Source organism: Thioalkalivibrio sp. ALJ2 (assembly GCF_000378325.1).
Taxonomy (GTDB): Bacteria; Pseudomonadota; Gammaproteobacteria; order Ectothiorhodospirales; family Ectothiorhodospiraceae; genus Thioalkalivibrio.
In genome coordinates this window covers 229,384-254,167 of sequence record NZ_KB899555.1, presented here as the reverse complement: position 1 = coordinate 254,167, position 24,784 = coordinate 229,384, and the positions used below count along the sequence as shown (strand labels likewise).

The 24,784-nt window shown below is 67.9% G+C and carries 24 protein-coding genes; 13 read left to right on the top strand and 11 right to left on the bottom strand.

Going from position 1 to position 24,784, the window contains the following annotated elements; genetic code table 11:
• Positions 1-1,182 (top strand): alanine--glyoxylate aminotransferase family protein, encoded by a 1,182-nt coding sequence (locus tag F468_RS0106435; protein WP_018175470.1) that lies wholly within the window; start codon positions 1-3, stop codon positions 1,180-1,182.
• A gap of 45 nt (positions 1,183-1,227) precedes the next feature.
• Positions 1,228-1,557: a hypothetical protein gene (locus F468_RS0106430; protein ID WP_018138448.1), complete on the top strand. Its 330-nt coding sequence runs from the start codon at positions 1,228-1,230 to the stop codon at positions 1,555-1,557.
• Positions 1,558-1,680: 123 nt separating this feature from the next.
• Here the strand turns inward: F468_RS0106430 and F468_RS0106425 are convergent, their stop codons facing one another.
• The 6 genes from F468_RS0106425 to F468_RS0106400 form a co-directional block, all read right to left on the bottom strand.
• Complete coding sequence (locus tag F468_RS0106425; RefSeq protein WP_018175469.1) at positions 1,681-2,211, bottom strand: phosphatase PAP2 family protein; 531 nt, start codon at positions 2,209-2,211, stop codon at positions 1,681-1,683.
• Complete coding sequence (locus F468_RS0106420; RefSeq protein ID WP_018175468.1) at positions 2,186-3,373, bottom strand: glycosyltransferase family 1 protein; 1,188 nt, start codon at positions 3,371-3,373, stop codon at positions 2,186-2,188. The genes F468_RS0106425 and F468_RS0106420 overlap by 26 nt, the downstream gene beginning before the upstream one ends.
• A 65-nt stretch (positions 3,374-3,438) precedes the next feature.
• Entirely contained in the window at positions 3,439-4,185 is a 747-nt protein-coding gene (locus F468_RS0106415; RefSeq protein WP_018175467.1) for a 1-acyl-sn-glycerol-3-phosphate acyltransferase, read from the bottom strand.
• Between the two features lie 4 nt (positions 4,186-4,189).
• Positions 4,190-5,005: a GNAT family N-acetyltransferase gene (locus F468_RS0106410; RefSeq protein ID WP_018175466.1), complete on the bottom strand. Its 816-nt coding sequence runs from the start codon at positions 5,003-5,005 to the stop codon at positions 4,190-4,192.
• A gap of 113 nt (positions 5,006-5,118) precedes the next feature.
• Positions 5,119-5,532, bottom strand: a complete 414-nt coding sequence (locus F468_RS0106405) for a rhodanese-like domain-containing protein (RefSeq protein ID WP_018175465.1) — start codon at positions 5,530-5,532, stop codon at positions 5,119-5,121.
• A 92-nt stretch (positions 5,533-5,624) separates the two neighbouring features.
• Positions 5,625-7,658 carry a thioredoxin domain-containing protein gene (locus tag F468_RS0106400; protein ID WP_018994785.1) on the bottom strand — a complete coding sequence of 678 codons (2,034 nt, stop codon included), beginning with the start codon at positions 7,656-7,658 and terminating at the stop codon, positions 5,625-5,627.
• Between the two features lie 72 nt (positions 7,659-7,730).
• On the opposite strand from F468_RS0106400, the gene lgt reads away from it, so the two are divergent.
• From lgt to F468_RS0106380, 4 genes are all read left to right on the top strand, one after another.
• The gene (lgt, locus tag F468_RS0106395) at positions 7,731-8,576 is read left to right on the top strand and encodes a prolipoprotein diacylglyceryl transferase (RefSeq protein ID WP_026296502.1); all 846 of its coding nucleotides are present in this window, start codon (positions 7,731-7,733) and stop codon (positions 8,574-8,576) included.
• A gap of 1 nt (position 8,577) precedes the next feature.
• Positions 8,578-9,396, top strand: a complete 819-nt coding sequence (locus F468_RS0106390) for a thymidylate synthase (RefSeq protein WP_018138440.1) — start codon at positions 8,578-8,580, stop codon at positions 9,394-9,396.
• The gene (locus F468_RS0106385) at positions 9,396-9,890 is read left to right on the top strand and encodes a dihydrofolate reductase (RefSeq protein ID WP_018994783.1); all 495 of its coding nucleotides are present in this window, start codon (positions 9,396-9,398) and stop codon (positions 9,888-9,890) included. Before F468_RS0106390 ends, F468_RS0106385 begins: the two co-directional genes overlap by 1 nt.
• Before the next feature lie 206 nt (positions 9,891-10,096).
• Entirely contained in the window at positions 10,097-10,555 is a 459-nt protein-coding gene (locus F468_RS0106380) for an RT0821/Lpp0805 family surface protein (protein WP_018863668.1), read from the top strand.
• A gap of 39 nt (positions 10,556-10,594) precedes the next feature.
• Here the strand turns inward: F468_RS0106380 and F468_RS0106375 are convergent, their stop codons facing one another.
• Positions 10,595-12,139 (bottom strand): BCCT family transporter, encoded by a 1,545-nt coding sequence (locus tag F468_RS0106375; protein WP_018138437.1) that lies wholly within the window; start codon positions 12,137-12,139, stop codon positions 10,595-10,597.
• Between the two features lie 24 nt (positions 12,140-12,163).
• The gene (locus tag F468_RS0106370; RefSeq protein WP_018994782.1) at positions 12,164-12,595 is read right to left on the bottom strand and encodes a YbhB/YbcL family Raf kinase inhibitor-like protein; all 432 of its coding nucleotides are present in this window, start codon (positions 12,593-12,595) and stop codon (positions 12,164-12,166) included.
• Positions 12,596-12,790: 195 nt separating this feature from the next.
• Here F468_RS0106370 and F468_RS0106365 point away from each other — a divergent pair, with 195 nt between their 5' ends.
• From F468_RS0106365 to F468_RS0106355, 3 genes are read left to right on the top strand one after another with little or no spacing between them, the layout of a single operon-like run.
• Complete coding sequence (locus tag F468_RS0106365) at positions 12,791-14,191, top strand: MBL fold metallo-hydrolase RNA specificity domain-containing protein (RefSeq protein WP_018994781.1); 1,401 nt, start codon at positions 12,791-12,793, stop codon at positions 14,189-14,191.
• 21 nt (positions 14,192-14,212) lie between these two features.
• Positions 14,213-15,892, top strand: a complete 1,680-nt coding sequence (locus F468_RS0106360; protein WP_018649297.1) for a Na/Pi cotransporter family protein — start codon at positions 14,213-14,215, stop codon at positions 15,890-15,892.
• Positions 15,889-16,989, top strand: coding sequence for an RNA ligase (locus F468_RS0106355; protein WP_018138433.1), 1,101 nt, complete (start codon positions 15,889-15,891; stop codon positions 16,987-16,989). The genes F468_RS0106360 and F468_RS0106355 overlap by 4 nt, the downstream gene beginning before the upstream one ends.
• A gap of 10 nt (positions 16,990-16,999) precedes the next feature.
• On the opposite strand, the gene F468_RS0106350 is transcribed toward F468_RS0106355, so the two are convergent.
• Positions 17,000-17,590 carry an RNA ligase partner protein gene (locus tag F468_RS0106350; protein WP_018138432.1) on the bottom strand — a complete coding sequence of 197 codons (591 nt, stop codon included), beginning with the start codon at positions 17,588-17,590 and terminating at the stop codon, positions 17,000-17,002.
• A gap of 136 nt (positions 17,591-17,726) precedes the next feature.
• Between F468_RS0106350 and F468_RS0106345 the strand changes: the two genes are divergently transcribed.
• Together F468_RS0106345 and F468_RS0106340 are read left to right on the top strand one after the other, a co-directional pair.
• Positions 17,727-18,578, top strand: coding sequence for an HDOD domain-containing protein (locus F468_RS0106345; protein ID WP_018138431.1), 852 nt, complete (start codon positions 17,727-17,729; stop codon positions 18,576-18,578).
• Between the two features lie 79 nt (positions 18,579-18,657).
• Positions 18,658-19,248, top strand: a complete 591-nt coding sequence (locus F468_RS0106340; protein WP_018994780.1) for a BLUF domain-containing protein — start codon at positions 18,658-18,660, stop codon at positions 19,246-19,248.
• A gap of 21 nt (positions 19,249-19,269) precedes the next feature.
• Here the strand turns inward: F468_RS0106340 and guaA are convergent, their stop codons facing one another.
• Together guaA and guaB are read right to left on the bottom strand one after the other, a co-directional pair.
• A complete protein-coding gene (gene guaA, locus F468_RS0106335) occupies positions 19,270-20,847 on the bottom strand; it encodes a glutamine-hydrolyzing GMP synthase (RefSeq protein WP_018994779.1) in 1,578 nt (525 codons plus the stop codon).
• 64 nt (positions 20,848-20,911) lie between these two features.
• Positions 20,912-22,372, bottom strand: coding sequence for an IMP dehydrogenase (guaB, locus tag F468_RS0106330; RefSeq protein WP_018994778.1), 1,461 nt, complete (start codon positions 22,370-22,372; stop codon positions 20,912-20,914).
• Positions 22,373-22,565: 193 nt separating this feature from the next.
• On the opposite strand from guaB, the gene F468_RS0106325 reads away from it, so the two are divergent.
• On the top strand, positions 22,566-23,321 hold the full coding sequence (locus tag F468_RS0106325; protein ID WP_018138427.1) for a DUF4197 domain-containing protein: 756 nt from the start codon (positions 22,566-22,568) through the stop codon (positions 23,319-23,321).
• Between the two features lie 47 nt (positions 23,322-23,368).
• Positions 23,369-24,784 (top strand): exodeoxyribonuclease VII large subunit, encoded by a 1,416-nt coding sequence (xseA, locus tag F468_RS0106320; RefSeq protein WP_018994777.1) that lies wholly within the window; start codon positions 23,369-23,371, stop codon positions 24,782-24,784.

Sequence of the window (24,784 nt, the reverse complement as noted above, 5' to 3'; positions counted from 1 at the left end):
ATGCAGGCAAAATCCTTCCTCCCCCCGCAGCGCACCCTGATGGGCCCCGGCCCCTCCGACGTGAATCCGCGCGTGCTGAGCGCGATGAGCCGCCCGATCATCGGTCACCTGGATCCGGTGTTCGTCGGCATGATGGAGGAGATGAAAGGCCTGCTGCAGTACGCGTTCCAGACCGAGAACGCGCTGACCCTGCCGGTCTCCGCTCCCGGCTCTGCCGGCATGGAGACCTGCTTTGCCAACCTGGTGGAGCCGGGCGACAAGGTGATCGTCTGCATCAACGGCGTGTTCGGCACGCGCATGAAGGAGAACGTCGAGCGCTGCGGCGGCACGGCGGTGGTGGTCGAGGATGACTGGGGCGCCCCGGTCTCCCCGGGCAAGGTCGAGGACGCACTGAAGGGCAACCCGGACGCGAAGATCCTCGCCTTCGTGCATGCCGAGACCTCCACCGGCGCCTGCTCCGACGTCGAGACCCTGTGCCGGATGGCCCGCGAACACGACTGCCTGACCATCGTGGACGCGGTCACCAGCCTGGGCGGCAGCCCGCTGAAGGTCGACGACTGGGGCGTGGATGCGATCTACTCCGGCTCGCAGAAATGCCTGTCCTGCACCCCGGGTCTTTCGCCGGTCAGCTTCAGCCAGCGTGCGGTGGAGCGTATCCAGGCGCGCAGCCACAAGGTGCAGAGCTGGTTCCTCGACCTGAACCTGGTGATGGGCTACTGGGGCGGCGGCGGCAAGCGCGCCTACCACCACACCGCACCGATCAACGCCCTGTATGCGCTGCACGAGTCGCTGGTCATCCTCGCCGAGGAAGGCCTGGAGAACAGCTGGACCCGCCACGCCCGCCACCACGCAGCCCTGCGCGCGGGCCTCGAGGCCATGGGCCTGACGTTCCTGGTCGACGAGGCCCACCGCCTGCCGCAACTCAACGCCGTACACGTCCCCGAAGGCGTGGACGAGGCCGCCGTGCGTGCGGAGCTGCTGGAGCGCTACAACCTCGAGATCGGCGCCGGGCTCGGCCCCTATGCCGGCAAGGTCTGGCGCATCGGCCTGATGGGCCATGGCGCCAACGAGCGCAACGTGTCGCTGTGCCTGTCCGCGCTGGAGGCGGTACTGGCCGACATGGGCGCAGTGAAGCCGGGCCAGGCCCTGGCCGCCGCCCGCGCGAGCTACAAGCAAGCGTAGCGCTGGACCACCCGAGCCAATAACGAAACCTGCGGGAGACGCAACATGACGCTATCCGAACTGCTGCAGTACCTGGACGAAAATATGGACGGGGTCTTCCTGGACGGCGACCCAGCCGCCACGCTGGACAAGGCACGCGAAGGCTCGCACCGCAACCCAATCGCCGCCGAGGTGCTGGTGGCGTTGATGGACGGTGCCGGCGCCGATCGTCCGGATGCCACCCTGGAGCGCGCCGAGGCGGTCAAGGCCATCGGCCCGGTACGCCTGAAATACATGGCCGACGACGCCCCGGTCGAGGGCTTCCGCCTGGTCGAAAAGACCATCGTCACCATCGACGCCGCCTACAACGACGAGGCCCTCTCCTCACGCGGCTGACCCCCATCCCCCGCCGTCCCGGAAACCGCATGGCGGTTATCCGGGACCTCGCGTGCACTGGCGGCGGCCGGCACGACGGAACACTTCCTGGACGACAGGTCGCAACCGCACCATCGGGCCCGTTCAAACCAGACCGGCCAGTGCCAGCACCGCCCCGGCCATACTGGCCCCGATCAGCGCCCCCATCGCGACGTCGCTGGGATAGTGCAGCGCCAGCACCAGGCGCGAAGCGGCGACCAGGGCGGCGAACGGCACCACCAGCCAGACCCAGACGGGGAACCATGCCACCAGCACGACGGTGAATCCCACCGCATGCATGGTGTGGCCGGAGGGGAAGCTGAACTCGTCCAGTGGATCTACCGTGCGGGTGAACGGACGGTCGCGGTTGCACGGTCGCGGTCGGCTGGTGCGGCGTTTCAGCCACTTGTACAGCGGTAATGACGCCAGCCCCACCGCGGCCATCTGCAGGCTGACCCAGGCGGCCTGCGGACCGTGGAACAGCGGCAGCAGGAGCATCAGCCCGTACCAGAACACCCCGTCCCCCAGCCGGCTGATCAGTCCGAAGAAGCGGCTGATTGCCCACTGACGATTGACCTGATTGCACAGCTGGCAGATCGCCAGCTCCGCCTCATCCATGCGCCGAGGCATGCGCATCACGGGCCTCCGTCTGCACCAGTTGCACCAGGACCGACTCGAAGCCGCCGATCACTTCGGACCAGTCCAGCGTGGACGCATGCTCCCGCGCACGCGCGCCGAGCAGCGGCCACTGCTCGGGATGGCCGGCGAGCTCGCGTGCCGCGCGCACGAAGGCCTGCTCGTCGACCCGGCGACTGCCGGTCAGCGAAACGCGGACACCCGATACGCCATCGGCCAGGTGCTCGTGAGCGGCGGCCGTATCGAAAGCGAGCACCGGAAGGCCGCTGGCCATGGCCTCGATCACCACATTGCCGAAGGTCTCCGAGGTCGACGGGAACAGGAACAGGTCCCCACTGGCGTAGTGCTGCGCGAGGGCCTGTCCGGTCTGCTGCCCGGCGAGAATGACATCCGGATGCGTACGCGCCAGACGCTCGCGCTGAGGGCCATCCCCCACCAGCACGAGCCGCGCATCGGAACGAATCGTCTGGATCGCGCGGAAGGCGGCGATCACCAGATCCAGATTCTTCTCCGCGGCCAGGCGTCCGACATGGATCACGACCGGCGCCGGGCCACTCGCGCCCCACTGCCCCCGCAGCGTCCGGGAACGACGCGCGGGGGTGAAACGCCGGGTATCCACGCCTCGCGCCAGCACCCCCACCCGTCGAAAACCCTGATCCCGAAGCTCCTCGGCCAGTGCGCGGGTGGGTACCAGGGTCGCTCCACAACGGTTGTGAAACCGGCGCAGCAGACGCCGCACCGGGAGCGTCAGCAGCCCCAGCCCGTAATGGCGGGCATAGCCATCGAAACGCGTGTGAAAACCCGAGGCCACCGGGATACCCAGTTGCCTGGCCACCGCCAGCGCGGCATGCCCGAGGGGTCCTTCGGTGGCGATGTACGCGACATCCGGGGGTGAGTGCCGCCACAGGCGGCGCAAGCGGCGCGTGGAGGGCAAACCCATCCGCAGCCCCCGGTAGCCGGGGATCGCCAAACCGGGCAGCGTGACATCCTCGGGGCTCGAAACATGCCGGGGACCCGCGACGGGCTGATCCAGCGCCTGCCGCGGGCGAATCACCTGGACCCGATGGCCCCGTTCCCGCAGCCCCTCGGTCAGCCGTTCGAGGGTATGCGCCACACCATTGACCTCGGGTGGCCAGGTCTCGGTCACGAGGGCCACGTTCAAACGAGCTGGATTCGGGCCACGCGATGCAAGGGGAAACGGGGCTGGCATCGTCGCGGCCTCCATGGTCAGCGCGCCTTTCGTCGCTTCGTGGCGGGCGGGTCCAGGGGCTCGGCGGGCAGCCCCAGTCGCTCGACGATCGCGTCCCGCGAGGCCTCGGCCAGCGAACGGCGATCCTCTTCGGCGGTTTGCAGCGGCGCGAGGAAATGCACCTGCACGCGGGTCTCGCGGCGGCACAGCAGCTGCCAGGCATTCACCAGCAGGCGGTCGTCGTCGGTATAGGCGACGGGGACCGGGCCGCCCTCGGGGCGCTCGTAGTCCAGCGCCACCGGCTGCACCGGATGGCCGTTCTCGGCCACCGCGGCAAACAGGCGCGGATGAAAGCGGCGCACGCCCTGCCCGCGGCTGGTCGTCCCTTCCGGGAACACGACGAAGTGCCGGCCCTCGTCGAGGCCCTCGCGCATGGCCTCGATGTGGGCGTTTGCCTCGCCCGCGCCACGGCGGATGAAACGCGTGTCGTGCTGGCGTGCCAGCCAGCCGATCACCGGCCAGCGGGCGATTTCGTCCTTGGACAGAAAGCACGGGTCCACGGCCGCGCCGATCAGCGGAATGTCCAGCCAGGAGACGTGGTTGGCGACCACCAGCGAGGCCCGTTCAGGCGGTGTTCCGGTCAGGCGAAAACGCACACCGGCCAGCCACAGCGCGCGGTCGTACCAGTCGCGGCGGATGCGGCTGCGCGTCTCGAAGTCATCGCCCCGGCGCGACATGCGCCAGGTCAGCCAGACGCCCTTCAGCAGGTGTAGGAGAATGCGCATCAGCCTACCCGATGCCCGCAGGCTTCCCGTCATGGTGCAACCCTCGGCTTGCGGGCGCGGTCGCGCCCAGGAAATGCCGATGGTAGCGATCCGGAAGGTCCCTGACATCCAGCAGGACCAGCAGGTCGGCGACGTTGAAGTCGGGATCGTGACAGGCCTCGCCACAGATACGGGCGCCCAGGCGCAGGTAGGCCTTGAGCAGGGGCGGCAGACCGGCACGCGACGGCGTGCCGTGCCAGATGCTCAGGGAATTGGGCAGCGGGCGGCGCGGCGTGACTCGGAGGCGCGACGGGCCGCGGTGGAACAGGCGCAGCCACGAGAGCTGAGCCGGGGTCTGTTCGGTCAGCGGCAGACTGGCGCAGCCCATCAGATACTGATACTGCCTCGCGGTCATAAAGCGGGCGAGACCGGACCACAGCGCGTTGATCGCCGCACCCTGGCGCTGATCCGCGCGCACACAGGTGCGCCCGATCTCCAGCGTCTTGCCGGGCAGATTCATCAACGGACCCAGCTCGAACTCGGCCAGTGAGTAGAAGCCACCGGCAATGGCCGCGCTCTCCTCGGTCAGGATGCGTGTGCAGGCGACCAGCTCCCCGGTGCGGGGCTCGCGTACCAGGAGGTGATGGCAGTGGGGGTCCAGATAATCGGCACCCAGCTCGCGTTCGGCGTCGGGGATCCGCGCGCCCATCTCCTCCGCGAACACGGAGTAGCGCAGGCGCTGAGCGGCCTCCAGATCGCCCGGTCCGGCGGCCAGATGAACGCGAAAGCCCGTCTCGGCGTGAGCCGCCTTTACGGGCGGGATGATCTGCGGTGCGGACATGGGCGCCACCTCCGGTTGAACTGTCCCGGAGACTACGCCCGCGATTTGACGGCCTCGTGTAACCCGCGTGACGTTCCCGTGAACACGCCACGGGTGTCAGCAGGGAGGGTTTTCTACGGCAGCTGACCGGTATAGGCGCCGGATTCCACCGGCAGGTCCTCGGCCTCCCAGCCCTTTATGCCGCCGGCCACGTTCACGACCTGGCCAAAGCCCATCTCGCGCAGGCGCTGCACCGACATCGCGGCACGTCCGCCCGTGGCGCACATCACGGCCACCGGCTTCTCGCGGGCGTTGACCAGTGCATCGATGCGATGCGGGGTGTTCGGATCCGCCGCGCCTTCGAGCAGGCCGCGCGGGATCAGCAGCGAATTCGGCACATGGATCTTTTCGTATTCATACGGCTCGCGCACGTCCACCAGCAGCCAGTCCTCGCCGGCCTCCATCTTTTCGGAGAGGTCCTCGGGGGAGATCTCCTCGACGTTCTGGCGCGCCTCGGCGACGAAATCCATCAGCTTCTTCTCGCTCATTCGAACCTTCCCTTTTGCAATGATCTGGATGTTTTTGTGGGAGCCTGCTTGCGGGGCTGACCCATTCTACTGTGGGTGCGCGACCAGGCGTTTCAACCCGGTGAGAGCGCGTTGTCCAGCGCCGCGGGGTCGGTTACCGGCGCCTCGCAGTGCAGGCCGCGGCAGAGATAGGCGCGCACGCCAGACTCCGGCGGCGCCTTCTCCGCCAGGGCCGCCGGCAGGTCGTCGACCTCGCCCGCGATGGCGAAGCCCCATGCCGGATGGCCCTGTGACCGCAGGCGCTGCTGCCAGGCCGGCAGCTCGTCCGCCGCGCCGCGCAGCACGACGAGCGGCGGCGGCTGCTGGTGCATATCCAGCGCAATCAGCAGGCTCATGTGGCCCAGCGGGGCCTGCTCGATCATCGGCCCGGCGTTGGCCAGCGTGCGTTCGGCGGCCTCCAGGTAGCGCGGCTCGGCCAGCAGGAAGCCGAGTTTCTGCATGGCCTGCGCGGCGATGCCATTGCCGGCGGCCATCGCGTCGTCGGCGTAGACCTTAGGCCGCTGGATCAGCGCCTCGTGATCGCGCGCGGTGTAGAAGAAGCCGCCGTGCTCGGTATCCTCGAAGTCGTCCAGCAGGGCCTCCGCCAGGGTCGTAGCCCAGCCCAGCAGGTCGCTGTCCCATTCGGCTTCCAGCAGCGCCAGCGTGGCCTCCAGCAGCAGGGCGTGGTCGTCCAGATAGGCCCGTGGCAGCTCGCCGGTCGCCCCTTCGCGGTAGCTGGCAAACAGCCGGCCATCGCGCCAGAGCCGTTCGCGCACCGCATCCATCGCCGCGCGGGCGAGTCCCAGCCAGTCGGGCCGCTCCATCGCACGCGCGGCGCGGGCGAGCCCGGTAATCATCAGCGCGTTCCAGGCGCCCAGGATCTTGTCGTCGCGATGCGGCCGCACGCGCTGCTCCCGCGCGGCCAGCAGGCGCTCGCGGGCGCGGCCGAGGCGCGCGTTCGCCTCGGGCTCGTCGATGCCCAGGGCATCGGCCACGGTCGCGATCGGGACCACCTCGTGCAGGTGCCAGCGACCCTCGAAGTTCGCCGGGCCGTTCAGTCCCCAGACCCGACTGGCGACCGCCCATTCGTCCTCCGCCAGCAGGCCCTCGACCGTCTCCGGATCCCAAACGTAGAAGCGGCCTTCCTCCCCTTCCGAATCGGCATCGAGACTGGAGTAGAACGCGCCGGAGGGGTCGCGCATCTCGCGCTCCAGCCAGGCGACCGTCTGCTCGGCCACATGCCGCGCGCGGTCGTCACCGGCGGCCGCGCGCTCGGCATACAGGCCCAGCAAAGGCCCGTTGTCGTAGAGCATCTTCTCGAAGTGCGGGATCATCCAGCGCGCATCCACCGAGTAGCGGCAGAAGCCGCCGCCGACCTGGTCGAAGATCCCGCCGGCGGCCATCGCCGCGAGCGTCCGCTCGAGCATCCGGTCGGCCTCGGCGTCATCGTGGCGCGCCGCGTGCCAGGCCAGCCATTCGAGGCTGGCCGGGTGCGGGAACTTGGGTGCGTCGCCGAAGCCCCCGAACTGCTCGTCGAAGGTCTGCGCCAGTTCCGCCCGCGCCTTGTCCAGCACGCCGACCGCCGGGATCGCCCCGCCCGCCGGGCGGTAGATACGCGCCAGCGCCTGTTGCAGCGATTCGTTCTGGCGCTGGATCTCGTCGGGATGCTCCGCGAGGAAATCGGCCACCCGGGTCATCAGGTCGACGAACGACGGAAGCCCGTGGCGCGGAGTACTTGGGAAATACGTGCCGGCAAAGAACGGCACCTGGTCAGGGGTCAGGAACACCGTCAGCGGCCAGCCTCCCGGGCGCTGGGACAGCAGCATGTGCGCGTTCTGATAGATACGGTCGAGGTCGGGACGCTCTTCGCGATCCACCTTGATGTTGATGAAACGTTCGTTCATCACCTCGGCGGTGGCCGGGTCCTCGAACGATTCATGCGCCATCACGTGGCACCAGTGACAGGCGGAGTAGCCGATCGACAGCAGGATCGGCTTGTCCTCACGGCGGGCGCGCTGCAGCGCGTCCTCGCCCCACGGATACCAGTCCACCGGGTTGTCGGCATGCTGTAGCAGATACGGGCTGCTGGCCCCGGCCAGTCGATTCATCGCACGACCTCCCTGGAAAGCGGATTCGCCCCGACGGGTACAGGTGCACGCCAGGGCCAGGCCGGGTAGCATGTGCAGCCGATTTTCCATCCGCAAGCGACCATGCCCACGCACCCGTTTATCGATCCGGTAGCCCTGTCGCTGGGCCCCCTGACCCTGTACTGGTACGGGCTGATGTACCTGATCGGCTTCGTGGCCTTCTGGGCACTGGGCGCCTGGCGTGCGCGCACGCAGGGCTGGGCGCCCCTGCAACCGGTTCAGGTCGGCGACCTGCTGTTCTGGGGCGCGATCGGCGTAATCATCGGCGGGCGCCTGGGCTATGCCCTTTTCTACAACCTGGATGCCACACTCGCCGACCCGGTCAGCCTGTTCCGTGTCTGGGAAGGTGGCATGGCGTTCCACGGCGGCCTGGTCGGGGTACTCGTAACCTCCTGGCTCTATGCACGCCGGCTGGGCGTGGGCTTCTTCCGCCTGACGGATTTCATTGCACCGCTGATCCCGATCGGCCTGGGCGCGGGACGCATCGGGAACTGGATCAACGGCGAGTTGTGGGGCAAACCCACCGACCTGCCCTGGGCGATGATCTTCCCGGCCGCCGACTACGTGCCGCGCCACCCATCGCAGCTCTACCAGGCGTTCCTCGAGGGGCTGGTGCTGTTCGTGGTGCTGTGGATCGTCTCGCGTCATCCGCGCCGCACGGGGCTGGTCTCCGGGCTGTTCCTGACGCTCTACGGCGGCTTCCGCTTCCTGGTCGAATTCGTGCGCGTGCCGGATGCGCATATCGGCTATCTGGCCTTCGACTGGCTGACGCTCGGCCAGGTACTGAGCCTGCCGGTCATCCTGTTCGGGATTGGTCTGATCCTCTGGTCACGCAAGAATGCCGTGCCGGAATCCCGCCCGGCCACCGAGAACCCCTGACATGCAGCAATACCTCGACCTCGTCCGCCACATTCGTGAACACGGCACCGACCGCCCGGACCGCACCGGCACCGGCACGCGCTCGGTGTTCGGCTACCAGATGCGCTTCGACCTGGCCGCGGGCTTTCCGCTGGTCACCACCAAGCGCACCCACCTGCGCTCGGTGATCCACGAACTGCTGTGGTTTATCCGCGGCGAGACCAATATCGGCTATCTCAAGGAACACAAGGTCCGCATCTGGGACGAGTGGGCCACCGAGGACGGCGATCTGGGCCCGATCTACGGGGCACAGTGGCGCAACTGGGCCGGGCACGACCAGCTGGCCGAACTGGTGGACAACCTGAAGCAACGCCCCTACTCGCGGCGCCACATCATCAGCGCCTGGAACGTGGCCGACCTGCCGGACGAGTCCGTCTCACCACAGGAGAACGCGACCGCCGGGCGCATGGCGCTGGCGCCCTGCCACACCCTGTTCCAGTTCTACGTCGCCGACGGCCGGCTGTCCTGCCAGCTCTACCAGCGCAGTGCCGATGTGTTCCTGGGTGTGCCGTTCAACATCGCCAGCTATGCCCTGTTCACGCACATGCTGGCGCAGGTGGCCGGCCTGGAACCGGGCGACTTCGTGCATACCTTCGGCGACGCCCACCTGTATCACAACCACGAACAGCAGGTGAACGAGCTGCTGGGCCGCGAACCCCTGCCTCTGCCCACCCTGCACCTGAATCCCGAGGTCACGGACCTGTTCGCGTTCACCTTCGACGACATCGAGGTGCGCGACTACCAGTCGCACCCGCCGATCAAGGCGCCGGTGGCGATCTGATGGCGGCCCCCGAGATCCACCTGATCGTCGCGCTGGACCCGGACCATGTAATCGGACGCGACAACGATCTGCCCTGGCATCTGCCGAAGGACCTGCAGCACTTCAAGCGCGTGACCAACGGGCACCCGATGATCATGGGCCGGCGCACGTTCGAGTCCATCGGTCGCCCCCTGCCGAAGCGCCGCAACCTGGTGCTGACCCGCCAGGCAGACTGGCAGGCCCACGGCGTGGAGGTCTATCCGGACCTGGACAGCGCCCTCACCTCCATCCCCGAGGGCCCGGCCTTCGTGATCGGCGGCGCAGGGCTGTTTGCCGAGGCCCTGCCCCGGGCCTCCGTGCTGCACCTGACACGCGTGCACGAACCCCATGCCGGGGACACCTGGTTCCCGGCCATCAACCCCGATGACTGGGATTGCGTCTGGTCCGAACACCACGAACCCGACGACCGCCACGCCTGCGCCTTCACCTTCCAGCGTCTGGAACGTCGCCGCTAACCCCCACCCTGCCATGGGACACTGTGCCGGCCCGGAAAGCCTTCGCGGGCAGGCCGCGCCACTCGTGCCTATACTCGGTAGAAACACCCAGGACCGCAGGTCGCCCTGACGGCGCTGCACCCGATGGTTCCGGACCGGCAAGCTCGCCAGCGGCGCGCTGTTGGTCGAGCCCGGTCATATCCAACAGCTTCGCGCGGAGGGATGCCATGCTGCGCAAGACGACCTACACGATCCTTGCGGCCGGGGCGCTTGCCCTTTCCGGCTGTGCACACTACGGGGGACAGGAGCAGGCCGGCATGGTGATCGGCGGCGCCCTGGGAGGCCTGCTCGGCGCCGAGGTCGGCGCGGGGCGTGGGCGCACCGCCGCGATCATCGCCGGCACCCTGGCCGGCGCGGCGATCGGCGGCGCAGTCGGCCGCTCGATGGACGACGTCGACCGCATGAAGACCGCCCAGACCCTGGAGACCGTACGCACGGGGGTGCCAGCGCAATGGGTCAATCCGGATACCGGACACCAGTATGCGGTGACCCCCACCCGGACCTTTGATACCGCGACCGGACCCTGCCGCGAGTACACCATCGATGCGACCATCGGTGGTCAGCGCGAACAGGTCTATGGCACGGCATGCCGCCAGCCGGACGGGAGCTGGCAGATCCAGAGCTGACCGCAGCACACCCAGCCCGGTCGCTGCCCGAGCGATGGGTCAGCGCCAGGGCGGATCCACGCCCTCGACCCGGTACTCGCGGCCCAGCGCGCGCATCAGGCTGATGCAGCAGAACACCAGGATGATGGCGACCGGCAGCCCGGCGGTCAGGGAACCGGTCTGCAGGCTGTCCAGCGCGCGCTCGCCGCCAACGATCAGCAAGGTGGCGGCCACTGCCCCCTCGGTAATGCCCCAGATCACCCGCTGGCGCTTCGGCGAGTGCTTCGAGCCGCGCGAGATCAGCGCATCGACCACATAGGTGCCCGAGGCCGACGAGGTGATGAAGTAGGTCGCAATCAGCAGGGTCGCCACGCCGGAGGCGATCGTGGTCCAGGGCAGCTGCGCCAGGGTCGCGTACAGGGCCACGGTGGTGTCCTCGGCGACCGCCGCGGCGATACCCGCGCCATCGTCGAACAGCTCCATGTGCAGCGCGGTGCCGCCGAAGATCGCCATCCAGGCGAACACGAACAGGCTGGGCAGGGCGAGCACGCCGACGATGAACTCGCGGATGGTGCGCCCGCGCGAGATGCGCGCGATGAAGATGCCGACGAACGGCGACCAGGCGATCCACCACGCCCAGTAGAACATGGTCCAGTCCTTCTGCCACTGCGAGCCGCCGATGGCATCGGTGTGCAGGCTGAGCTGGACGATCTGCTGCAGATAGCCGCCGGTGGAGTCGAGGAAGAAGCGCAGGATGAACAATGTGGGCCCGGCGATCAGCACGAACAGCATGAAGCTGATCGCCAGTACCAGGTTGAACACGCTGACCCACTTCAGCCCGCGGTCGAGCCCGGAGATCACCGACAGCACCGCCACCGCGGTGATCGCGGTGATAATGCCCACCTGCCACCAGTGCGAGACCGGCATGTCGACCAGCACGTTGAGCCCGGTATTGAGCTGCATCGCCCCGAAACCCAGCGAGGTGGCCAACCCGAACAGGGTGCCGAATACCGCGAGGATGTCGATCACATGCCCGATCGGGCCGTAGATGCGGTCCCCCAGCAGCGGGTAGAAGATCGAACGAATGGTCAGCGGCAGGCGGTGACGGAAGCTGAAATAGGCGACCGACAGCCCCAGCACCACGTACACCGCCCAGGCGTGCAGTCCCCAGTGAAAGAAGGTGTAGACCATCGCCTGGCGCGCGGCCGCGTCGGTCTCGCCATCGCCGGTCGGCGGGTGCTGATAGTGCAGGATCGGCTCGGCCACGCTCCAGAACACCAGCCCGATCCCCATGCCGGCAGAGAACAGCATCGCGAACCACGCGGCAAAACCGAACTCCGGCCGGTCATCCGGCTGCCCCAGGCGGATGGCCCCGTAGCGGCTGAAGCCCAGCCAGATCAGAAAGCCGAGGAAGAAGGTCACCACCAACAGGTAGCCCCAACCGAGATACTCGGTGATGAAGCCGTGGATCCTGGCGAACACCTCGCTGGCGGTGTCGGGGAAGATCACCCCGAAGGCGACGAACACCACCACCATAATCGCGGAGGCAGTGAACACCGTCGGGTTCACCGTGGCGAAGAAGGCCTCCGGGCGATAGTGGCTCATGCCGCGGCCTCCCCGCGGGCGGAATCAGGCCGGCGCATCGGGATCCGCGCCCGCGTCCGCCGAGCACAGCGCCCCGGTGAGGTCCGCCTCGTCGAGCACGTGCCCCTCGGCCACGGAATCGAACTGGCTGCGGGTCGCCCCCGCCTCCAGCTCCAGCTCGGCATCCAGCGCCAGCAGGCGGAAGCGGTAGTGATGACAGCCCTCCGGCGGCACCGGGCCGAGATAGCCGACCTTGCCGAAGGCATCCATCCCCACGCGCCCCTCGCGGGGCAGGTGCAGGGCATCCACGCAATGCGTATCCGGTGGCAGGTTCCAGACCAGCCAGTGGGTGACCTCCCCCAGCGGCGAGTCCAGGTCTTCCAGGATCAACGCGAGACTGCGTGCACCCGCCGGCACATCACGAATGTCCAGCTGCGGCAACTCGTTGGCATCCCGCGCCGAGACCTCGATCGGCATCCGTTCTCCGTCTGCAAACGCCGGACTGCTCAGCCGCATCGCCTTGCAACCTACCCCGTGGTCCTGTTGACAGCCTCGCCCGCCGGCCGGGGTGGGTCAACCCATGCGGTCAACTGCCACGCCCGGGGTTGATCCGGATCAAGTGCGAACGCTTTGCTTGCCCATTACACCCACGTCCCGCGTACACTTCCCCTCATGGCACAACTGACCTTTCAGGGGGCAACCGGCGAGGTCACCGGTTCGCGTTATCTCCTCGAGACCGACGACGCCCGCATCCTGCTGGAATGCGGCATGCACCAGGGTAACAGCGAAGCGGACGAGGCCAACCGCGCCTCGCTCGTCGAACTGGCGGAAACACTCGACGCAGTGGTGCTGTCGCACGGCCACCTCGACCACTCGGGGCTCCTGCCCAAGCTGGTGCGCGATGGCTACCGCGGCCCGATCTACTGCACGCCAGGCACCGAGGAGCTGCTCGAGATCATGCTCGAGGACGCCGCGTTCGTGATGAGCAAGGACATCGAGTGGGAGAACAAGTGGCGCCGGCGCGCGGACAAGCCGCTGCTGGAGCCGGTCTATGACATCGACGACGTCGCCACCACCCTCGGGCTGTGCGAGGCCGTGCCCTACGGCCAGGCGCGCAAGATCGCGGGCGGAATTGGCCTGACCTTCCGCGATGCCGGGCATATCCTCGGTTCCGCGATCGTGGACCTGATCGTGCCCTCCGGCGGGCGCGATCGGCACCTGGTGTTCTCGGGCGATCTCGGCAACGCCGACGCCGTGCTGATGCACGACCCGGCACGCCCGGAACACGCGGATCACGTGCTGCTGGAGAGCACCTACGGCGACCGCGACCACCGCCCGATGGAGGAGACGGTCGAGGAGTTCGCGCAGGTCCTGGCCGAGGCCGACAAGAGCGGCGGCAACGTGCTGATCCCAGCCTTCGCCGTGGGCCGCACCCAGGAGATCCTCTACCACCTGAGCATGTTGCACCACGCCGGGCGCCTGCCGCAGCAGAAGGTCTTCCTCGACAGTCCGATGGCGATCAAGGTCACCGAGCTGTACGCCCGCCTGCGCCGCACGCTGGACCCGGAGGACATGGACCGGCTGCACCAGGCCGCGAATGGGGATCCGGCGGCCTACCTGCCGGGGCTGCAGGTCTGCCGCTCGGTCGAGGAATCCATGGCGATCAACCGGATCACCGGCGGCGCGATCATCATCGCCGGCTCCGGCATGTGCAATGGCGGGCGCATCCGGCACCACATGAAGTACAACCTGTGGCGGCGCGAGGCGCATCTGGTGATCGTCGGCTTCCAGGCGACAGGCACGCTGGGCCGGCGCCTGGTCGACGGCGCCGAGCGAGTCAAGCTCCTGGGCGACGAGGTCGCGGTGAACGCGAAGGTCCACACCCTGGGCGGCTTTTCCGCCCATGCCGGGCGCAGCCAGCTGATCGACTGGGCGCGCGCCTTTCAGGACCAGCCGGTATTCCACCTCGTGCACGGCGAGCCGGAGGCGCGCGAGGCCCTGGCCACCGGCCTGCGTGACGAGCTGGGGGCCGAGGCGCATGCACCCGCCTTCGGCGAGACCATTACGCTGTAACTGCGCGAAAAATAAGGACCGATGCCGGAGGCCGAAGCCGTCAGCACCTACGCCCTGATCGCCGGCTTCCTCGGCGGTCTCGGGCTGTTCCTGCTCGGGATGACCCTGCTGACCGACGGCCTGAAGACCGCCGGCGGCAGGGCGTTGCAGCACATCCTCGGGCAATGGACCCGCACCCGGCCGCGTGCCCTCGCCTCGGGCATGGGCGTGACCGCGCTGGTGCAGTCCTCCAGCGCGGTCACGGTCGCCACCATCGGCTTCGCCAATGCCGGTCTGCTGACGCTGGGCCAGTCGGTCTGGGTAATCTTCGGCTCCAACGTCGGCACGACCATGACCGGCTGGCTGGTCGCACTGATCGGCTTCAACATCCGCATCGAGGCCTTCGCCCTGCCGGCGATCGGCATCGGCGCCCTGCTCTACCTGTTCATGAAGGCCGCACGGCCGCGCTATCTGGGCCTGGCGCTGGCGGGCTTCGGTCTGCTGTTCTTCGGGATCGACGTGCTGCGCGAGGCCTTCGAGGGACTGAGCGCCACCTTCGACCTGGGCGCGCTGGCGCGTCCCGGTTTCGCCGGGCTCCTGATCATGGTCGGCATCGGGGCACTCCTGACCGTGCTGATGCAGAGCTCCTCGGCCTCCATGGCCATGGCCCTGACCGCCGCGATGAGTGGCGCGGTACCGCTGGAAGCGGCCGCCGCGGCCGTGATCGGCGCCAACCTCGGCACCACGGTGAAAGCGCTGCTGGTCGTAATCGGCGCGACCCCGAACGCCAAGCGCGTCGCTGCGGCCCATGTGATCTTTAACGGCCTGACCGCGATCGTTGCGCTACTGATCCTGCCCTGGTTCCTGGCCGCCATCGCCTGGATCTGGGGCAGCACCGGCGAGGCCCCGGCGCCGGCGGTGCTGCTGGCGCTGTTTCATACCGCGTTCAACCTGCTCGGGGTGGCGCTGATGGTGCCGGTCGCCCCGCCGATGATCCGCTGGCTGCAGGGCCGCTTCCGCACTATCGAGGAGGACATCGCCCGGCCACAATACCTGGACCGCAGCAGCTCCGGGGTCCCGGATCTCGCCCTGCAGTCGCTGATTCAGGAGACCGAGCGCCTGGCCGACATCGGCCACTCGATGGCCCGCGAAGCCCTGCAGACCGCGCCGCCGGCGGCCGGCACCCTGGACCGCAGGCGCCTGGCCGCGGAGCAGCTGACCCAGGCCATCGCCGACTTCGCGGCCCATACCGCGAACCACCCAATGCCGGAACAGGTCGGGCACGGAATCGCCGAAGCCGTGCGCATTGCCCGCTACCATCGCGAGGTCGCCATACTGGCCGACGACATCGCCGACCTGCGCCGCCAGTCCAGCGGCGAGGAGCGCCCGATCGTGACCGAACAGCGCCGCGCCTGGCAGGAACAGGCGATCCGCGCCCTGGACCTGTGCAACCTGGAGGCGGACGATGGCGACAATGGGCATGAACTGGCCGCCGCAGAGGCTGTAGACACGGTGGAATCCGCCTATGCCGAATTGAAGGCCGCCCTGCTGCGCGAAGGCACCTTCGGCTCGCTGAGCATGGCCGAGATGGAACGACAGCTGCGGATCATCAGCATGGCGCGGCGCCTGGTAACCCAGGCCGGCAAGGCCCGCCGCCACACCGAGGCCCTGAAGGATCAGATCCGGGGCCTGAGGAAGACCCCGACAGAAGAGAACGCATGATCGACCACGAAACACTGCAGGATGCCGTCGCAAATCGCCGCGCCGAGGCCCTGACGTTTGACGGGCTGGAGTACGCACGGCTGCTGGAACCGGTTAATCACTACCCGCGCGGATCAGTAGTATTGCCGGACGGTTCAATAATCCCCGGCTACCCGGCAATCGGACGCATCCAGTCGCTGGAAGCCGGGCTGCCCCGTCAGTTCGACCAGCCCTTCTGGGCGGAGGAGAAGATCGACGGCTTCAACGTGCGCATCCTGCGCTGGCACGGGCGCATCTATGCCTTCAGCCGCGGCGGCTACGTCTGCGCGTTCAGCACAGACCGGGTGACGGATTTCATGGACCCGGTGATCTTCGACGCCGAGCCCGACCTGATCCTGTGCGCAGAGATCGCCGGTCCGGATACGCCGTACCTGGAAGGTTCCACCCCCCGGGTCGCACACGATGTGGGCTTGTTCGTCTTCGACTTGATGCGCCTCGGCCAGCCCGGCTTCGTGCCCCAGCCAGAGAAATTCTCTTTGATCGAGCACCACGCACTGCCCCCGGCGCCCCTGCACGGACAGTTCACCCCACACGACACCCAGGCGCTCGGGCAATTGATACGGCGGCTGGACGAGGAAGGGGCCGAGGGGCTGGTCCTGAAGACCGTGGACGGGCAGCACCGCGCCAAATATGTCACCGGGAGCTCGTGCATCTCCGATATTCGCGTATGTTCGGAACAACTGCTCGACCTGCCGCCAGAGTATTTCACCAACCGCCTGACGCGCCTCGCCATTTTTCTGTCCGAACACCCGTCCCGGCACCACACCGATCTGGAACAGATTCTCGGCGATGCGCTCCTTTCAGGGCTTTACGGGGCGGTCGGGCAGCACCGCCGGCAGGGCCATGTCGGCCATCGCTATCGCTGCCGCTTCCGCGAGCGTGCCAACGCGCTGCATTTCATGAACCACATGCGTGCCACCGGCGGACGCCACGTGGCCTTCGCCGACGACGCACCGCGCCAGGAAGATGGCTACTGGCTGCTGGAATTCGACCGCCAGTTCGACCGCATCACCGGCACACTGGCCTCCGCCCTGGCCGGCGAACGCCAGTACGATTGAGCCGGCGCGCTCAAATGCCGGGGCGCTCCGCCTCTGCGAGGTTCTCCATCACCCGGCGCAGATAATCGGCGGTGACGAGCTTGATGCCCATGCGGTTGCCCAGTTTGCGCATGCCCTCATCGGCACTGGCCAGCTCCGCATCCAGCTCCATCGCCAGCAGAACGGCATCGACGTCCTCACGCGAGTCCACCAGGCCCTTGCGCATGGCCTCGCGAAAGCGCTCGCGCAGCTGGGTGATGAGCTCAGGTTTGAGCGACTCCGCCGCACCCGCCTGGCGCGTGTGCTCCTCGGCGATGCGCAGCCCGCGGTCGATACGCGTGCGCACCTCGTCGATGAACTCGTAGAGGATGTCGCTGGGTAGTGTCAGGGCGAAGCGACGCGGCGAGCGCACCCAGACCACGGTCTCAAAATCCGCGGCCAGGGCCTCCAGGTCGCGCATGCCGCGGAATTCCTCGTACACCGACAGCGGCATGTAGAACTCGGCCGGGCAATCGCGCGCCAGATGCAGAAAGGTGCGCAGGATGTCCTCCGCGTCCGCGCCAAACTGGCCCGCCACATGCGGGTTGGTGAACACACTGGTATCCAGCACGAAGCGGCGCATCACGACCTCCTGTCGGGTTCTTTCTCCATCATCGGCGGCGACCGCAAACCCGTCAACCAAGGCCATGTTCGGATCGGCGCCAGGGGCACCCTGTGGCATAATCCCGCCTGACCTCCCAGCCATACAGGGACGACCCTTGGCCACCCGCGCGGAAGTGGAAAAATTCCTCGAGCGATTGCGCTCGGATCTGGAACGTCAGCAGATCGATATCCCGACCCTTCCGGATATTTCCGTGCAGGCGCTGTTTATCGTGCAGGACGACACCAGCTCCATCGCCGATCTGGTCAACCTGATTTCGCGTGACACGGCGCTGGCGACTCGGCTGGTGCGCCATGCCAACAGCCCCGCCTATCGGGGACTGAGCCGCTGCGCGACCATCCGCTCCGCGGTGACCCGACTGGGCATGGAGCGGGCGCGCCAGACCATCATCGCCCTGTCGATGAAAGAGGTCTTTCAAAGTGGCAACGACGCGATCCGGCAACGCATGGAGGCATTGTGGAACCACAGCCTCGAGGTCGCGATCATCAGCTATCTGCTGGCGCGCCGGCATCCGCATCTGGACCCGGACACCGCCCTGCTCGCCGGCCTGGTGCACGACATCGGGATGATCCCGATCCTGCGCCGTGCGGAGAAGACGCCGGCGATCTACGAGGATCCACGCGCCCTGCAGGCAGCGGCAGATGCCGCACACGTCGCGATCGGCCGAGCGATGCTGAAGAACTGGAACTTCGAGCCGGAGATCATCCGCGCGGTCGCGGACCACGAGAACCTCCAGCGCGAACCAGATGCCGAGTCCCCGATCAGCTACAGCGACGTCGTACAGGCCGCCAACATCGAAAGCCATGTCGGCACCCCCCACCGTCTGGCCCACATCGATCGCGAAGGGGTCGCTTCGCTGCGCCGCCTGGCCCCGCGTTCGTCCACCCGGGACCTGGACTGGGAAAGCGACGCGATTGGCCTGGAGCACGTCAACCAGATCATCGAATAGGGTCGACGCTCACCCCACTGCGGAACGTCCGACCCCGGGCGTGGTCTTCCCTACATATCCATTCAGAGATGTTCCGCTGATGACGCTCCAGCTGGTGTATGTCAGCCGCGCGGCCTTTGCGCGCCACGAACATGCCGCCCAGGGCATCGAGCCCGAGGTCGGGCGGATCCTGCTGCAGTCGCGCCAGAACAACCCCCGGGCCGGCATCGTGGGTGCCCTCTATTACGGCGACGGCCACTTCTTCCAGTGCCTGGAGGGCGAGCCCAAGGCCGTCTACGCGACTCTGGAGCGCATCCGTTGCGACCCGCGCCACGAAGAGATCACCGTACTGCGCGAACGCGAGCTGGAGCGCGCAGGCTTCGGAGAGTGGTCGATGAAATATGTCCCCGCGGCCGGCGAGGTACGCGCCCTGTTGCAGCAATTCGGGCAGCGCCGGTTCGATCCCTTCGGCTTCGACGACCAGCAGATTGAAGCGATGCTGGATCTCCTGCGCAGCGGACGCGACAGCGAACTGGAGACGACACCCGCGATCAGCGGGAGCACGCCTTCAACGAGCCCCGCCCCGCCGGGCGATCGGCGTCGCCTGCTAGCCCTGGCGGGCTGGGTCGCGGCCGCCGTGGCCGCAGGCATCGCCGGTACGGCGGGCTATCTGTTCCTGGCCGGGGGCTGAGTTAGCCACCCCCCGCAGCGGCTATTCCCACTCGATCGTGGCCGGGGGCTTGCCGGAGATGTCGTAGGTCACGCGCGAGATGCCGGGGATCTCGTTGATGATCCGGCGCGAGACGTGGTCGAGGAAGTCATACGGCAGGTGCGCCCAGCGCGCGGTCATGAAATCGATGGTCTCCACCGCGCGCAGCGCGACCACGTAGTCGTAGCGCCGGCCGTCGCCCATCACCCCAACGGACTTCACCGGCAGAAACACCGCAAACGCCTGCGAGGTCTTGTCGTATAGATCCGCGGCACGCAGCTCCTCGATGAAGATGGCGTCCGCCCGGCGCAGTAGCTCAGCGTATTCTTTCTTCACCTCGCCCAAGATGCGCACGCCCAGACCCGGCCCCGGGAACGGGTGGCGGTAGACCATCTCGGTGGGCAGGCCCAGCTCCACACCGATCTTGCGCACCTCGTCCTTGAACAGCTCGCGCAGTGGCTCCACCAGCCCCAGCTTCATGTTCTCCGGCAGCCCGCCCACGTTGTGGTGCGACTTGATCACATGCGCCTTGCCGGTCTTGGAGTCGGCCGACTCGATCACGTCCGGGTAGATCGTGCCCTGGGCCAGCCACTGCACGTTGTTCAGCTTCGCGGCCTCCTCGTCAAAAACGTCGATGAACAGCCCGCCGATGACCTTGCGCTTGGCCTCCGGGTCCTCGACCCCGGAGAGCGCGCGCATGAAGCGGTCTTCGGCGTCCACGCGGATCACGTTCACGCCCATGTGGCGGGCGAAGGTCGCCATAACCTGGTCGCCCTCGCCCAGGCGCAGCAGCCCGGTATCCACGAACACGCAGGTCAGCTGGTCGCCGATCGCCTTGTGCAGCAGCGCCCCGACCACCGAGGAGTCCACCCCGCCGGACAGGCCCAGCACCACGTGGTCGTCCCCGACCTGCTCGCGCACCCGCGCGGCCATGTCGTCGATGATGTTGTCCGCAGTCCACAGCGACTCGCAGCCGCAGATCTCGTGCAGGAAGCGCTCCAGGATGCGCTGGCCCTGAGTCGTGTGCGTGACTTCGGGGTGGAACTGCACGCCGTAGAAGCCGCGCTCCGGATCGGCCATGCCGGCGATGGGCGCGGAGTCGGTGGAGGCCATCAGGCGAAAGCCCTCCGGCAGCTCAGTCACGTGGTCGCCATGCGACATCCACACGTCCAGCAGGCCGTAGCCCTCCGGTGTGGTGTGGTCCTCGATGTCGCGCAGCAACGGGGTGTGGCCGCGCGCGCGTACCTGGGCATAACCGAACTCGCGGCGCTCGGACGGCTCGACCCGCCCGCCCAGCTGCGCGGCCATGGTCTGCATGCCGTAGCAGATACCCAGAACCGGCACGCCCAGTTCGAACACCGCATCCTCGGCGCGCGGCGGCTGGTCGACGTTCACCGACTCCGGGCCGCCGGACAGGATGATGCCGGTGGGATTGAACGCGCGGATATCCGCCGCCGGCATATCCCAGGCGTGCACCTCGGAGTAGACCCCGGCCTCGCGCACGCGGCGGGCGATCAGCTGGGTGTACTGGGAGCCGAAGTCCAGCACCAGAATGCGGTGGGCGTGAAGATCCTGGGTCATGAGGTCATCCGCTATACCGGCCGGACGGCCGGTGGGGTATCGGGACCGGGCCGTGACGGGCCGGTCAGTCCATTCGGTAGTTCGGGGCTTCCTTGGTGATCGCCACGTCGTGCACATGGCTCTCGCGCATGCCGGCGGCGGTCACGCGCACGAAGTGCGGCTTGCTGCGCATCTCCTCGACGTCGTGCGCGCCGACATAGCCCATGGACGAGCGCAGCCCGCCCATCAACTGGTAGATGATCGCGACAATCGAGCCCTTGTACGGCACCCGGCCCTCGATGCCCTCGGGCACGAACTTGTCGGCCGAGCTGTTCGGGTCCTGGAAATAGCGGTCCGAGGAGCCCTGCTGCATCGCACCCAGCGAACCCATACCGCGGTAGATCTTGTAGGAGCGGCCCTGATAGAGCTCGACCTCGCCCGGGGCCTCCTCGGTCCCGGCGAACATCGAACCCAGCATCACGCAGTTGGCGCCGGCGGCGATGGCCTTGGCCAGGTCGCCAGAGAAGCGCACGCCGCCATCGGCGATCATCGGCACACCGGTACCCTTCAGCGCCTCGGCCACATCCGAGATCGCGGTGATCTGCGGCACGCCCACGCCGGCCACGATACGGGTAGTGCAGATCGAGCCCGGGCCGATCCCGACCTTAACGCCATCGGCCCCGGCCGCGACCAGATCCTTCGCGGCGGCGGCGGTGGCGATGTTGCCGCCGATCACCTGCACGTCCGGATAGTGCTTTTTCACCCAGGCCACGCGATCCAGCACGCCCTGCGAGTGACCATGCGCGGTATCCACCACCAGTACGTCCACCCCGGCCTCGACCAGCGCGGCCACGCGCTCGTCGGTACCGGCACCCACGCCGACCGCCGCGCCCACGCGCAGGCGACCGCGATCGTCCTTGCAGGCGTGCGGGTGTTCGGTGGACTTCTGAATATCCTTGACGGTGATCATCCCGCGCAGCTGGAAGTCGTCGTTGACCACCAGCACCTTCTCGATGCGGTGCTTGTGCAGCAGCTCCAGCACGTGACCGCGGTCCGCGCCCTCGGGCACGGTGACCAGGCGCTCGCGCGGGGTCATGATCTCGGTGACCGGGGCCTCCATGCGGGTCTCGAAGCGCAGGTCGCGGGAGGTCACGATGCCGACCAGGTCGTTGCCATCCACCACCGGCACACCGGAGATGTGATTGGCCTGGGTCAGCTCCACGACCTCGCCGATCGTCGCGGTCGGGCCGATGGTGATCGGCTCGCTGATCACCCCGCTCTCGTACTTCTTGACCTGCTGGACCTCGGCGGCCTGGGCCTCGGCCGACATGTTCTTGTGCACGATCCCGAGCCCGCCTTCCTGCGCCATGGCGATCGCCAGGCGCGCCTCGGTCACCGTATCCATCGCGGCGGAGACGACCGGCGCGCTCAGCTGGATTTCGCGGGTGATGTTCGTGGTCAGATCAACATCGCGGGGGACGACATTCGAATGCCCCGGGATCAGCAGCACGTCATCGAAGGTCAGGGCTTCACCGAGTATCCGCATGCATCGCTCCAGGACAGTCCAGCGGGGGAAAGAACCGATATCTTTCCCGGAATGATAAATAGCCGTTCAGTATAAATTTTCCGGCCACCTCCCGACAAGCAGACCGGGCGAACGCCGTACATGTCGCCCGGCAGACGCGAAATCGGCACCCTGCTACGATGACCGTCCTCGTTTCAAGCCACCGAGCCCCTTCATGCCCTGCCTGAGCCGCCGCCGACTGCTTGCCCTGATGCTCGCACCCGGGCTGCTGACGGTTGCCGCGGCACCGACGGCCAGCGCCAGCTGGTGGCCCTTCAACCCCGACGTGCTGCGCGCGCTGACCCGCCGCCCGGACGCCTCCGACCTCACGACGGCCGAGATCATCGAGGCAGTACACGAGGCCCTGATCATCGCCTCCCATTCGGCCACCGAGACCCTGTCCCAGCGCAACGGCTTCTTCGGCAACCCGGACGTGCGCGTCCCGCTGCCGGAGGTACTCGCGACCGCCCGTCGGTCGCTGGATCGCATCGGCATGGCCACGCCGCTGAACCAGCTTGAGGAGCGGATGAACCGGGCCGCCGAGGCCGCTATACGCGAAGCCCGCGAGCCACTGGTACGGGCCGTGTTCGCGCTCGACCTGGACAACGCCCGCGAAATCCTGGTCGGCGACGACGACGCCGCCACCCGGCATCTCGAACACCACGCACGCGCCGAAATCACCGAGACGATGCGCCCGGCCATCCAGCAGAGCCTGGAGCAGGTGGAGGCCCTGGACACCTACGGTGAGCTGAAGGAGCGCATGCGCGACATCCCCTTCCTCGCGCGCGTGCGCTTCGACCCGGTCGAGCACGTCCTTGAGCATGCGATGGAAGGCCTGTTCTTCATGCTGGCGGAGGAAGAGGCCCGCCTGCGCGCCAACCCGCAGGGACGCGGCACCGATGTCCTGCACCGCGTGTTCCGGCGACAATAGCCCTTCGCCACGCACATCCCGAACACCACGTCCGTGAATCCCGAACCATGAGCGACGCCCCCGTACTGACCGTCACCGAACTCAACCAGTGTGCCGACGGCCTGCTGCGCGACGGCCTGGGCCGGGTACGCGTGGAGGGAGAGGTCTCCAACCTGCGCCAGTACGCCTCCGGCCACCAGTACTTCTCGCTCAAAGACGCGAACAGCTCGGTCAGCTGTGTGCTCTTTCGCGGCAATGCCCGCAACGCTGCCCGCTTCGCCGATGGCGACGCGGTGCAGATCCAGGGCCGTGCCGGGATCTACGCGGCACGCGGCCAGTTCCAGATCATCGTCGAGCAGCTGCAGCCGGCCGGCGAGGGCCAGCTCCTGGCAGCCTTCCAGCGCCTGAAGGAAAAGCTCGCCGCCGAGGGCCTGTTCGACCTCGAGCGGAAGAAGCCCCTCCCCACCTGGACCCATCGCCTCGGCGTGATCACCTCCACCCAGGGCGATGTGCGGCACGATATCGAACGCACCCTGGCGCGGCGTTTCCCTCTGCTGTTGCCCTTTACCCTCTACCCCACCGCGGTACAGGGCGCGCAGGCCGCCAGCCAGATCGTCGCGGCCCTGGAGCAGGCCGCCCGCGAGGGCATCGTGGACGTGATGATCCTGGCGCGCGGCGGCGGTTCGCTGGAGGATCTGCAGGCGTTCAACGAGGAAAGCGTGGCCCGCGCCATCGCCGCGTCGCCAATCCCGGTCGTGACGGGTGTCGGGCACGAGACCGATACCACCATTGCGGACTTCGTCGCCGACCTGCGCGCCTCCACCCCGACCGCGGCGGCCGAGGCAGTCAGCCCGGATGGCGCCACCCTGCGCCACCGGATCGAACGGGCGCGCGACCGGATGATTACACTTGCAGGCCAGCGCGTTGCCCAGCACCGGCAGACGCTGAACGCCCTGTGGACCCGACTCGAACGGCGCCACCCGCGCCAGCTGATGGAACGCAACGCGCAGCGCCTGGACGACCAGCACGAGCGCCTGCAACGCGCCTGGCAGCGCCGGCACGAGCAGGCCGGCCAGCGCCTGCAGCATCTACGCCTGCGCCTGGCCGGGGCCTCCCCCGGCAACCGCATCGCCTCCGCGCGAATGCGCCTCGACCACCTGCACCAGCGTCTCGCGCGCGCCGCCCCGGCACACGACATCCGCACACACCGCGAGCGCCTGGCACGCCTGCACCGGGATCTCGAATACCAGATGCGTCAGGCCCTGACGATCCGCCAGCAGCGGCTGCAGGCCACCCGGCGCCAGTTGAACGCCCTCGGCCCCCAGGCGGTCCTGGAACGCGGCTATGCGATCCTGCAAACGAAAGAAGGACAGGTCCTGCGTGACGTCGCAAGAACCGAGATCGGCGCGCCGCTGCAGGCCCGCCTGGCGCGCGGCGCACTCGAGCTGAAGGTGACGGCGACGAAATCGCCCGAGGGAGACTGA